Source organism: Paenibacillus glycanilyticus, from assembly GCF_030161375.1.
GTDB classification, from domain to species: domain Bacteria; phylum Bacillota; class Bacilli; order Paenibacillales; family Paenibacillaceae; genus Pristimantibacillus; species Pristimantibacillus glycanilyticus_B.
In genome coordinates, this window is sequence record NZ_BSSQ01000001.1 from 107,614 (window position 1) to 120,433 (window position 12,820).

The 12,820-nt window shown below is 52.1% G+C and carries 7 protein-coding genes; 2 read left to right on the forward strand and 5 right to left on the reverse strand.

Features of this window, described 5'->3' with window-relative positions; all coding sequences use genetic code 11:
• Position 1: 1 nt before the first annotated feature.
• The 3 genes from QQK89_RS00415 to QQK89_RS00425 form a co-directional block, all read right to left on the reverse strand.
• A complete protein-coding gene (locus tag QQK89_RS00415) occupies positions 2-1,510 on the reverse strand; it encodes an alpha-glucosidase/alpha-galactosidase (protein WP_284236414.1) in 1,509 nt (502 codons plus the stop codon).
• Between the two features lie 99 nt (positions 1,511-1,609).
• Positions 1,610-2,539 carry an AraC family transcriptional regulator gene (locus QQK89_RS00420; RefSeq protein ID WP_284236415.1) on the reverse strand — a complete coding sequence of 310 codons (930 nt, stop codon included), beginning with the start codon at positions 2,537-2,539 and terminating at the stop codon, positions 1,610-1,612.
• Between the two features lie 63 nt (positions 2,540-2,602).
• A complete protein-coding gene (locus QQK89_RS00425) occupies positions 2,603-3,139 on the reverse strand; it encodes a DUF1232 domain-containing protein (RefSeq protein WP_284236416.1) in 537 nt (178 codons plus the stop codon).
• Between the two features lie 223 nt (positions 3,140-3,362).
• Here QQK89_RS00425 and tlp point away from each other — a divergent pair, with 223 nt between their 5' ends.
• Positions 3,363-3,575: a small acid-soluble spore protein Tlp gene (tlp, locus tag QQK89_RS00430; RefSeq protein WP_284236417.1), complete on the forward strand. Its 213-nt coding sequence runs from the start codon at positions 3,363-3,365 to the stop codon at positions 3,573-3,575.
• Between the two features lie 118 nt (positions 3,576-3,693).
• Positions 3,694-5,271, forward strand: coding sequence for an acyl-CoA synthetase (locus tag QQK89_RS00435; RefSeq protein WP_284236418.1), 1,578 nt, complete (start codon positions 3,694-3,696; stop codon positions 5,269-5,271).
• A 128-nt stretch (positions 5,272-5,399) separates the two neighbouring features.
• On the opposite strand, the gene QQK89_RS00440 is transcribed toward QQK89_RS00435, so the two are convergent.
• On the reverse strand, positions 5,400-11,204 hold the full coding sequence (locus tag QQK89_RS00440) for a glycoside hydrolase domain-containing protein (RefSeq protein ID WP_284236419.1): 5,805 nt from the start codon (positions 11,202-11,204) through the stop codon (positions 5,400-5,402).
• 30 nt (positions 11,205-11,234) lie between these two features.
• Positions 11,235-12,806 carry an S-layer homology domain-containing protein gene (locus tag QQK89_RS00445; RefSeq protein WP_284236420.1) on the reverse strand — a complete coding sequence of 524 codons (1,572 nt, stop codon included), beginning with the start codon at positions 12,804-12,806 and terminating at the stop codon, positions 11,235-11,237.
• Positions 12,807-12,820: the final 14 nt, after the last annotated feature.

Sequence of the window (12,820 nt, forward strand, 5' to 3'; positions counted from 1 at the left end):
GTTAAACCTCCGCAGCCGGCCGCTCCTTCGCCTTATCCGACTCGATCGCGTTGCGAGTCGCCGCCTCGCGATCCTGGCTCAGCTCCTCGACCGACTTCGTCTTCAGGCGCGCAGCGCCTTGATAGTTCTCGCGCGTTGGCAACAAGTCGCCTTTTGCCAACCGCCCCTCCGCTGCAGCGATAGCTTCCGTATACTGCGGCAGCCACTTCGCTTGCGCGACAAGCATCTCGTCAGCCATCTGCCAGATTTCTTTCGGGTTGCACACCGCACCGGTGAGCGGATCCATCATCATCGCTTGGCGGAGCAGCTTGTCGTCGCCGTGGACGGCGGCTTCTACGGCCATGCGTTGGACAGAGATGCTGACGTTGCAGACGGCTGCAGGGCCAAGCGGCAGATCGCCAACAACCGGCATGTTGATGCCGTTGCGGTCGACATAACCTGGCGCTTCGATGATCGCATCATCCGGCAGGTTAGTAATAATGCCGTTGTTCACGACATTGAAGTGACCGCGGTAGACACGGCCTGTCTCTAGGCCTTCAATAATGTAAGAGCCATGCTCTTCGCCGCGCTTGTCAGCCGTATATTGGAACGGCTCTGCCTTCATCCAGTTCGGGAAGTCCGTCTCGAACCAGTTGCGGCCTTCAGTACAGACGCGCAGGTAGCCGCCGGTCTCGCCGTTGATCCAGGAGCCAAGATCGATCCAATCCTTGATCTCATCGGCGCGTTTGCGGTACCAAGGCACGTATTCGCTAAGGTGTCCGTTCGACTCTGTTGAATAGTAGCCGAAGCGGCGCAACATGTCGATGCGGACTTTTTCGGTCTGAGCAAATTCCGGCACCGATTCGAACGCCTCCAACAGATCACCTGTACGATCTACGCCATCCGTCTTCACGGAGATATACCAAGTCTGATGGTTGATACCCGCGCAGATGATGTCGACTTCCTTCTTCTCCCGACCCAGCGCACGCGCGATTTGGTGATGCCCGCCTTGTACGCCATGGCACAAGCCAATTGTACGAACGCCGCCGTATTTGTTGCATGCCCAAGTGAGCATCGCCATTGGGTTCGCATAGTTAAGGAGCAGCACGTTTGATTCCGCCACCTCGCGGATGTCCTTGCAGATGTTGAGCATCTCGGCAATGCCGCGTTGACCGTACATAATGCCGCCTGCGCAAAGCGTATCGCCAACACATTGGTCTATACCGTATTTCAGCGGGATGTCGATATCGTATTGGAACGCTTCAAGCCCGCCGATCCGCACCACGCAGAAGACATAAAGCGCATCCTTTAGCGCCTCTCTGCGATTCGTTGTAGCTTGGATTTCGATAGACAAGCCATTCTCGTTTATGTCTCTTTGCACAAGCTGCGTCACCATGTCGAGGTTATGTTCATTAATGTCTGTAAAAGCAACCTGGATATCCTTGAACTCCGGCACCGCAAGCAAGTCTCTCATCAAACCGCGTGTAAATCCAATACTTCCCGCTCCTACGAAAGCCACTTTAAAACTCACAAATAACGCCTCCTCTTCGCCTATCGGGGTTTTGTCGTTCATTACCCTCATTCTAGCAGGCGGAAAAAGAAGGCGTTTCCACATTCGCAACGGCTTGCGTCAGTTATTGTCAACTATTTCAACTTCATAATCGTTCCAGCTTGTAATGGTCTTCTTGGAATTGCGGTATTCCGCAGGGGTTATGCCCGTCATTTTCTTGAACAACATGCTGAAATACTGGCGGCTGTTCAGCCCAATATGATCGGCCACTTCAATAATCGGCACATCCGTCCGGGCGAGCAGCATCTTCGCTTTTTCGATCCGCAACTCTACCAAATATTCATTAATCGTCTTGTTCATATTCGATTTGAAGATCCGCTGAAGATAGACGGGATGCAGATTCACAGCAGCCGCAATATCTTTGGCCAGAATAGCAGTATCGTAATACTGGTGGATATATTCGGTAGCTTGACGCACATAGTGGTGGATTTGGCGCTCCGCGCTATTTTTCGCCTCAACGGCAACAAGCCTCGCAACGCGGACCAGCAGCTGCGACATGAGAAGATTGGTCATCATCTCGCGTCCTCGCTCGGCACTTTCTCTATTCAGATCCAGCTCGAAGACCAGATTTCTCAAATTCACTTGAATATCCTCATAGTCCCTCAGCACAATCGTATCGAGCCGCTGCTCCAGCAGCTTCGCAAACATCGGATTATGATTGGCCAGCTGGCTCATCGAAGGATAGATACCATCACAGGGCTGGAAACCAAACTCCACGTTCAGCATCCGGCACGGACTGCCGCTCTCAACGATGAGCCTATGCGGTACGCCAGCATCCAGCATGATCAAGTCGCCTTTGCGCATCGCCACGATATCTTTATCCGTCTCCACGGTGCAATTGCCTGAGATCACGTACATGAATTCCGCCCAGTCATGCTGATGGAATCCCATGTGGAAATCTTCCCACTGCTTATAGTAATACGCGACGATCTTCGGCCGGAATTCGCCGGACTCTCGCCACTTCGCATCATAGAAACTATTCGCGCTCACGTTATCCCCGCCTTTGCAGCCGACTTCCTCTATGGTCAGCATATACCTGCAGGTAAAGGCCGGTCAACGTGCAAAAAAAGCTTCGGCTTTGTCGCGATGCTCATCCGTAATATGGGAGCTGATAGCCTTATAGGCTACAAAGATCGCCGTAGCATCATCACCGTATCCGATCACCGGGAAAATATCCGGGACGAGATCAATCGGCAAAATCCAATAGGCAAGCGCGCCAATCGCCGTCGCTTTTACTTTGGTTGGCGTATTCGGGTCCATCGCGCAATAGTACATAGACACTGCTTCATGCGAAAATGGCACCTTGCCCGCATATTTTCTAACCTTGGACCAGAAGCCTTGGTTGACGTATTTCAATTGCTCCTCGTGATCGCCAATTTTGGCGGCCCAAGCATCGGTGTCCACTTCCTCCACCTTATCCGGTGGTGCCGACTCTATGCTGGTTGCAATCTCACTGTCCGACATGGTAGCCGGAATAACGTCCTCTCCGACCAAACTTTCGTGACATGTCCCGCATTTGGCCAGCTTTAGCTTATCCGCTTCTACTTCGTTTTTTTGTCCGCAGTTCGGACATTCCACAATAACAGACATTGTTCATCCCCCCATATCTAACATTATTTATAGTTTTCATGTACGTTAAACCGTCCCAACCGGATTCGTCTGACAAAAAGTTTTTTATACTCATCCTTACACCGAATTTAGTCGGATGACGCGAAATTTTAGTGGTATAAAATCGTAAGCCCTTGGGCCACAATAGCTTCTGGGTGCTAAGCCGGTGCCCGACTACCAACGCGAATAAGGGGGAAGTATCCGTATGGCAAAGCCGGACAATCGGTCGGATAACGCAGAACATCTGCAGGAGCATGTTGCGAATACGCAGCAGAATATCCAAGAGACTGAACAGTATTTGAATGAGTTCAGCACGGAGATGGGCGGCACGCAGCAAAACGAGCTCGAAGCGAAAAACGAGCGCCGCAGAGAAAGCGTAGCCGAGTTCGAAGAAGAACTCGACGACGAAGAAGCTTAAGGTAGCAGCGAAAGATGACTTCTGCTTGGTCAGAAGTCATCTTTTTCATGTTCACGACCTGTGCTATACTGTCGCTAATTACTCTATATTATCGCAATCGACAAAGGAGCAGGCCTCGATGAATTTCAACCCATGGATCGCACCGGAACAATACAACATTAGCTCTGAGATAGAAAGCCACAACTCGGAAAAACCCGCATTGCGCCTATTGGACGATCAAGGCAACACGACACAAATTACATATAGCGAGCTGCTGAAAAAAGTGAATCAGCTAGCCGGCGGCTTAAGCGAGCTTGGTCTAACCAAAGGCGACCGCGTTCTCGTCATGGTTCCTAGAGCCATAGAAGCTTATATCATTTACGTAGCCTGCTTGAAGCTTGGACTTGTTATAATTCCTTCCTCCGAAATGCTTCGCGCCAAAGATTTGTCCTACCGTCTCCAGCATTCCGAAGCTCGTGCCGTGATCGCATGGGCGGAAGGTACTGCTGAGGTTGACCGTATTACGGAAGAACTACCTGCGCTTCAGTTCCGGATTGATGCCAAGAATGGACAAGCCGCAGGCTGGGTCCCCCTACGTTCCTTAATGGAAGGGCAGCCGGAAGAACGCGAAGCCGAGCCAACACACCGGGATGATATGGCGATGCTCTCCTATACGTCGGGGACAACCGGCAATCCAAAAGGCGTCGTTCATAGCCATGGCTGGGGATACGCGCATCTGCGAATGACGGCAGCTTGGCTTGGCATCGAAAGCTCTGATCTGGTCTGGGCAACAGCCGCGCCAGGCTGGCAGAAGTGGATCTGGACGCCATTCCTATCCGTTCTTGGCAACGGCGCTACTGGCTTTATCTATAACGGTTCGTTTAGCGCAGAGCGTTATTTGCAGCTCATTCAGGAGAACCAGATTGCGGTGATCTGCTGCACGCCGACGGAATTCCGCATTATGGCGAAGACCGATAGTCTGGCGCAATACGATTTGTCGTCGATCCGCAGCGCGGTATCGGCCGGAGAGCCGCTGAACCAAGCGGTCATTAAGAAGTTCGAGGAACTATTCGGCTTTATCATCCGCGACGGCTACGGCCAGACGGAAAATACGCTCCTGATCGGCAATCTGAAGGATTCTCCAATCAAGATTGGTGCCATGGGCAAATCCATCGTTCCCGGGATCGTTGAGGTTATTGATGAAGAAGGCCGACCTCAGCCGATGGGAGAAGTGGGCAACATCGCCGTTCATACCGATATGCCGGCCTTGTTCAAAGCATATTACAAAGATCCCGACCGCAAAGGCGCCAGCATCGTGGGCTCCTACTTCATTACCGGCGACCGGGCAAGCAAGGACGAGGACGGTTATCTGTGGTTCGAAGGCCGCGGCGACGATATTATTATCAGCTCGGGTTATACGATTGGACCGTTCGAGGTCGAAGAAGCGTTGCTCCGCCATCCGTCCGTCAAGGAATGTGCAGCCGTTGCTAGTCCGGATGAGATCCGCGGGCATATCGTAAAGGCGTTTATTGTGCTGAAGGACGGCGTTACCGGCTCACCCGAGCTGGTCAAAGAGCTGCAGGATCACGTTAAATCCGTAACGGCGCCATACAAATATCCTCGCAAAATCGAATTCATCGGCGAGCTGCCCAAAACCAACTCCGGCAAAATCCGCCGGATCGAGCTCCGCCAACGCGAAGCGCAAATGAATGGTTAATTAATAAAAACCGCTGATCAAGCCGGGCTTCGTAAAGTTCCGTCTTAAACAGCGGTTTTTTCTAGTATAAGCAACAAAGAGAGAAGCCCGCATCCTTCCAAGGATGCGGGCTTCTCTTGCTAATTTCACTATGCTTTTAACGAAAAAGCCGCGTTATCGAGGTTGCCGACGTATTTCTTGCCGGTTTCACCAGTTGCTGCAGAGCCTGTTAGCACCAGGTACACATCTTGAATGCCTGTCAGCTTCTGCGTTAAGTCGCCGCTAGCGACTTTATAGGTTCCCCAGCTGCCTGCCGTTGGCGGTGTCGCGATTGTTCCGACCAAGGTGCCTGTTGGGCTGCCGAGACGAACTTCAATTGCAGAGTTAGCAAAGCAGTTGGACGAATTACCCGAATACTCCACGGAGAAGTTATTCACCCCAGCCGTTCCGAAGTCCATACGTTTGTAGGCTAGCCATGCGCCATTAAACGTATTTTTTACTTGCTTGCCAACTCCGCCTTTGCCTGCTTCCGTACCAAGCGGATCACTGTTCGCTGGATTTAATGCCGTTGTCCACGCATCGTACGATTCCAGCTCCAGCTTCGCGTAATCGCTTCGTACCGGCTCGTAACCGAAGGTCATGCTGTCGAAGTTGCCGACGTACAGCAGGCTTGAAGTCGTACTGCCCGTCATGACAATGTACAAATCCTGCTTGCCTTTGACCGTCGTATTCAGATCCGCTGTCGCTGTTTTGTATTGTCCCCATGCGCTACCTGTATTAGGAAGCGAGATGGTTCCGACTACTGTTCCATCAGCGCTACCTAACCTAATCTCTGCTTTTACATCCGCAGGAGCTCTATTGTCTGGTGAATCGTACACGATCGACAGCTTGTTTTTCCCTTTCGTGCTGCCAAAATCCACATCCTTGAAGCCCAGCCATGCGCCGGTAAACGTATTTCCAACCGTCTTGCCGCCATTATTGTTCTCGATCTTCATGGCTTGCTTGTTAAACGTGTTAAGTGCGGTATTCCATTCCGTCTTGTCCTCGAATTGAACGGTCAATTGCTCCTGCTCCGGCTGTTCAGGCTCTTCTACCTTCAAGGAGAAGGCTGCACGATCAAAGTTGCCGATATACCTCTTGCCTGTCTCACCTTCAGCTGCTGATCCGGTAAGAACCAGGTAGATATCCTGGATGCCCGTCAACTTCTGAGTCAAGCTGCCGATTACCGTGTCATACGTTCCCCATGCAGCCGCTGTTGGCGGTGTAGCTAACGTTCCAACAAGCGTACCTGTCGGGCTTCCGAGATGAACCTCTACGGCAGAGTTGTTGAAAGTGTTCGTAGAGTTGCCCGAGTACTCGATCGAGAACTGATCTGCGCCCTCGCTGCCAAAGTCCATCCGTTTGTAGGCCAGCCACGCGCCGTTAAACGTATTTTTCACTTGCAGACCTACATTGCCTTTGCCCGGCTCGGTTCCGAGCGGCTGGCTGTTGCCAGGGTTCAGTTCCGTAGTCCAATCGTCGTACGTCTCCAGCTCGAGGCTCGCATAGTCCGATCTGATCTTATCGAACTTGAACCAGTCGAAGTTGCCGATATACGGCAGATTGTTTGGATTTGGCGTTCCCGCTACCATGACGACATACAACTTCTGAATGCCGGTCAGCGTTTTGGTCAGCTTCGCGCTTGTTGTGATGTAGCTGCCCCAGCCGGCATTCTTGTCGTCTAGATTTACCGTACCGACAAGTTCCCCGGTCTCGCTGCCCAGCCTAAACTCCAGCTTGGAGCCAGCAGGCACTTTATCCGTAGGCGCGTCATATTGAACCGTTACGTTGTTAAACCCTTTTGAACCAAAGTTTACATCATAGGCCAGCCATGCGCCGTTAAAAGTATGAGCAACAACCGTTCCGCCGTTGCCCGCTTCCGTCTGCAGGCCTGCTTTTCCATCCGGATGCATCTCAGATGTCATCTCTGAACGGCCTTCGAATTGAACGGTCAATTCGTTACCCGGTTCTTGCGGTACCTCCGGCACTTCCGGTTCTTCCGGCTCCTCCGGTTTAGGATCCGGCAATGGAATCTGCTCCGGCAGCGGATCATCAACGACCGGGCCTTCCGGATCAGGAAGAGATCCCGGCTCGGATTGCTGCACGATTGGATCGGCCAGCCACAGCGGCGATTCGTAAATATTCCCGTTAAACTCATTCACAAGGTAGACGTTCACCTTGTATTTGCTAGCCTCTACGTTATAGATTTGCGAGATATCGAAGCTGCCGGTCTGAACCGGTACCGCCGTCGATACCCATGCGTGCTCTTTGCCGTCCATCAGTTGGAACACAACAACCGCCGAATCGGCATAATCGCCTTTAAGCGTACCGGTAACATCGACGACCATGTTGCCATCCTGATGAATATCGGCTTTCAGGTCATAGACATCCCATTTCACATCAGAGGTGTACGCTTTATCAGATAAAAGCGCAAGACCAGGTGCACGGCTATCTTCTACGCTTGCTGCCACTCTCACTTGAACCAAGCCCGGCGCATAGTTGAGCGGACCAACCGTCTGAGGATTAGCGTTTGCTGGCGTCCAAGACTTGCCGCCGTTCGTACTAAACTCGTAATCCGTTGCATCCGCAATGCCGTCCACCGGAGTCCAGCCAAATGTATTCGACTGATCTTCGACAACCGGATTAGTTGGCGCAGCCGGAACGGTCAGCTTGCGAACCGCCTCCAAGCTGAATTCAAATGCGATATCCGAGCTTGTCGCATTAACCTGATGCACTTCGGCCGTTAATACATTAGTGCCTTCAACCAGATAAGAAGGATCAATGATAAATCCGTTACGATCCAGCTCGTCCCCTACGGTTGCATTCGCAAACGTACCGTAACCCACGGAACCGGAAGCCATATTGGTGCGGTATACTTCATGGCCGTTCAAGTAAATAACGGCGCCGTCGTCGCGGATGAGGCTTGCATCCAGCTCAAGTATGCTGCCCATATCCTTCGCATCGAACGTTTTGCGGAAATAGGTCGTTACGTATTTGTTGTTTGCATTTGGCCCATAGCTGACCTTGGTAGCCGGTTTGTTGTAACTGTCGTATCCAAGCATCGCCTGGCCGGAGCTCCAGCCGCTATCGTCGAAGCCCGCTTCCGTCCAGCCCTCTCCCGCAGCTTGGCCTTTGTCGTAATATTTCCACGTCGATTTCTCGGCGATGAGCGGTTGATGGCTCAAGTTATTATCGACTTCAGCCGCATAATCCGTTGTTGGAGGAGCCGCGCTTGCTTTGGCACCCCAGCTGAAGTTAGGCGTGTTGCCCATTTGGAATTCCAATGTTCCGCCTGCCATCAAATCCTCGTATTTGATCCAGGATTGATCGAAATTATGGCCATTAAGCGTAGCCGATTGAATGAACCGGTTCTCGCTCGATACGCCATTCGCCTTAATGGTCAACGTCTTGCCGCTGCCCATATGCAGCTTCACTTCCGAGAAGATCGGCGAGCCGATCAGGAAATAAGCTTCGCCCGGGTTACCCGGGAATAGGCCTAATGCGCTGAACACGTACCAGGAGGACATGCCGCCAGCGTCATCATCCATCGAAGGCAGATAACCTTCCGGATCGTCGCGATATACGCGGGATTTGATCGGATAAGAGTAAGCCCCGTGATTATGGTATTTCTGCGTGACGACTTCCGTCGTGAACTCTCTTGCATAATATTGCGTCAAATACGGATATCCCAAGTAGTTGAACAAATACGGCGCCGAAATATCTTCTTCGTTAATCGCCATGTATTCATCAATCTCGAAGAAATGCTTCAGCTGCTTCGCCATCTCCGTCTTGCCGCCCATCAGCTCGGCAAGTCCGTTAATGTCTTGCGGAGCAGACCAACGGTATTGCCACAAGTTGCCTTGATAAGCATAACGGTCCACGGCCTGAATATCGCCCGTGCCTACCGTCATCCCATTTGGCGTAAAGAAGCCGGTTGGCGTTCCTTTTTCATCCACTTGATCCTTGTTCCATAGCTTTTTGTAGGACAACGCAAGCTCTTTGTACTTGTCGAAAGTAGCTTGATCTCCAATCAGCTCGGCCAGCTTCATCGGGAACGAAGCGCTGTTTGCCTTCTCCAGCTTGCCGGAGATCTCTCCGTCTGAGGTAGAGAAATTGTCCGCGTCAACGGCCATTCCTTTCAACGCCTTGTATACGTCGAAATCCTGGAAGCCTTTCGCATAGGCATCAAGAATAACTTGTCCGTTGAATTCGTTGCGGACCGTCGGGCTTGGCCAATAACCGTCGCCCCATTGCGTATACGTGCCGCGGGTACTGTACAGATCAACCAGCGATTTCACCATGTTGTTATAGCGCTGCGGCTCGAAGAGGGAGAACAACGCATATTTGCGGAAATCATCCCATGTCGTCCAGCCATTGTAATACTCGAAGTCATCGCCTAGCTCGGAAGCTTGGCGAATTGTATTCTCGTCTCTACCCGCTTTGAACGTGCCAGCCGAGCTGGTAACGTTCTTCGGACTCAAATACGAATGGTACATCTGCGTATAGAATACGCGCTTGTTTTGCTCGTCCGCATCCGTAATTTCAACTTTGTTCAGCAAGTTGCTCCAAGCCGCTCTCGCTTCCTCGTGTCGGGCATCGAAATTCCAGTCCGAGTACTCGCCGCGTTCCGCTTGGGCTTGCTCCACGCTGATCGTGGACAGGCCAACCTTGGCTTGAATCGTTTTGCCGCCTGCCGTGTTAAAGTTCAGCCATGCACCACTGTTCGAGCCGTTACGTTCAGCAACCGCGCCTACGGCGTCGCCTTGCCAAGAACTGTAGGAATCGAAATCATGATCGAATTGAATCGAATAATAAATCGTGTAATAACCGTTGCCGCATACGTTCTTCGACTTGATCATGCCCGTAATTTCGTTGCTGCCCGTTACTTTCAGGCTTGCATCCAGCATGCCGGCATAGGAATTAGAAAGATCGACCAGAACGGATCCGGTATTGGCGCTATCCGGGAACGTATATTTGTGGAAGCCTACGTTATCCGAAGAAGTCAGCTGTACGCCGATTCCGGAAGCCAGCGTTACGCCGTAATAACCAGCCGATGCTTGTTCGCTGCTCTTATCGTACTTCTGCTTGTAGTCCGCAACGTTCTTCGTGAAATCGCGCGTTTCCGGCATCATCAGAATGTTGCCGCCCGCGCCGCTGCAGCCTACGCCGCTAAACCGCAAATGCGAGAAGCCCTTCAAATATTTGTTCTCGTAATAATAGCCGCTGAAAGCTCCGCCATCGCTGTCCGGGCCAAGAGACACGAGACCAAACGGTAATGTTGGGCCGGGATTCGTCTGACCGTTGTCGCCCAGCGTATTAATGAAAGGATCTACATAATCGATGGGTGCCAGGTTCGTATCGGGAACCCCCGGTACTTGTCCGGCATCAACGCCGTACACTTCCAGCTCGTAAAGCCGGACCGTGTTGCTGTCGTATGCGGCCTTATCGATATACAAACGTAGGTAACGCGTTGCAAACGGCGTGACAAACCGGTCAACGATCGTTTGCGCGTTATTCGTCACCACGTCTACATCGGTCCATGTCTCGCCGTCGTTACTCGTCTGCAGTCTGAAGTTTTTCGTGTTCCAGAACGGGCTGTTGCCGGATTCGTTAATCGCCGCGTTTTGCAGCACCCATTCGTTAATGACATATTCCTTGCCAAGGTCAAGCTCGAGCCATTTCTTCTGAGCGGATGTATTGTCGCACCATTTGGTATCGGTCTTCCCGTCCACGGCATTACTTGCGCTTTCGTTCGCATTGCATTGGCCGGAAGCCGTTACTGCCGCATTTAACGCCACATTGGTCGTTTCAAGTCCTACGGTCTCAGCCGCAAATGCGGTATTCGAACCAACCGGCACCAGAATGCCGGTAAGGCATAGAACGGTCATCGCCACCGCAAAAAGCTGTTTAAACATGTGCACCTTGTCCTCCCTCTATCGTCTTGCTTACGGCATGAGCCGGTTAATCATCATCGCGATTTCCGCGCGCGTTAGAGCTTGCTTCGGATGGAACTGCTTGCCGTCGCCTTGAACTACACCAAGCTTCCAAGCTTGATTAACCGCATCTGTCGCCCAAGCCGAAATTTGTTTCGCATCGGAGAACGAAGGCGCTCCCTTGCCCGCATCCGCGAGTTCAAAATATTTGACCGTCCGCACAAGCGTAACAACAGCCTCTTCCCGCGTAATCCGGTCATTAGGTCTAAACGTTCCACCGTAACCCGACATGATTCCAAGCGATGCCGCACGCGTTACGGCTTCCGTATAAAATTTGTCCTTCGGTACATCCTTGAACGGATTGATGGCCGATTCATCTTCTTCCATGCCCGTCCAATCCACCGCACGCATTATCATTGTCGCAAACTCTGCGCGCGTAATATTGCGGTTTGGCGCGTAATGCGAGTTATCCACTCCCGTAACGATATGTTTCGCGGTCAGCGATTTGACGGAAGCCGCTGCCCAATGGCCAGCCGGGATATCAACAAACGTCTTGTTGTATTCAAGAATGGCATAGGTGGAAAAATGTTTCGCCTTAAACGTAAACGTATCCCCTTTAACCTTGCCGCCAACAAATTCAAGCTGCGAGCCGTTCACGTAATACACGCCTGCCAGGCCCGAAGCGAGCTGCTTCGCTTGCTCCGTAGTCAGCTTCAGCGTTACTTCCGCCTTCTTGTTCAGATTGTGAATCTCCGTCACGCTGCTGCCGTTCACGGCTTGAATGGACACGGAAATCACAATGCCAGCCGATACATAATCCTTGTTCGATTGAATTGCTTTGTTAATCTCGTCTTTCGCCGTATTGGTCAGCTTCGTGTTCACGACAATGCGAATCAGAGCGCTATTTGATGTGTCGGATGACCCGATGGAGCCGGCAGGGAACCGGATTGTCGAACTGCCCGAAGCGATAATCAAATCCAGCTTCTTGTCACTCAATTGTTTCAGCGTCTCTGCCGGGAAGTTCAGCGCGCTGCCGTTCTCTCCTGCGCCTGCAGGCAGCTCAACCGTAATTGAGCCCTGAGCTTGACTGATGGCAGAAGCGAGCGTGCCGCTGCCGAAAATATACTCGCCATTGGTGCCAAGCTCCGGCTTAATAACAGAACCTGACGCATCGCCGGCATCTACCGGAATTGTACCCGCTGGCGAAGTGCCGCCATCCGGATCCGTACCGCCGCCGCTATGCGATTGAACAACGGTGAACGCCGTTTCTTTTTTCGCGGAGCCGCTGCTCGCAACTACGTTGTAGACACCCCACGGCGCGAATTGTTCCGTATCCGGAATCGTAATCGTTGCGGAATAAAGGCCGTCGGCCGGCTCAATAACATCCATATAAAAAGTCGTCTGGTTCGGACGGATAATCTTCAGGACCACATCATCCTCTGCCGTGCCCGAGAACGTAATCGCATCGCCGCGCAGCACTTCCTTCGCGCTTAAGTTAAGCGCGAAGGATGCCGCAGCAGCATAGCCGGTTGCAGGCAGAACAACTATAAACAAAGCCAATAAGGCTGCTAGTACTTTTTTCACCGCTGTAACCTCTC

Coding starts and splice junctions, on each gene's coding strand:
- tlp (WP_284236417.1), top strand. CDS start 3,363: ATGGCAAAGCCGGACAATCGGTCGGATAACGCAGAACATCTGCAGGAG.
- QQK89_RS00425 (WP_284236416.1), bottom strand. CDS start 3,139: ATGTCTGTTATTGTGGAATGTCCGAACTGCGGACAAAAAAACGAAGTA.
- QQK89_RS00435 (WP_284236418.1), top strand. CDS start 3,694: ATGAATTTCAACCCATGGATCGCACCGGAACAATACAACATTAGCTCT.
- QQK89_RS00440 (WP_284236419.1), bottom strand. CDS start 11,204: ATGTTTAAACAGCTTTTTGCGGTGGCGATGACCGTTCTATGCCTTACC.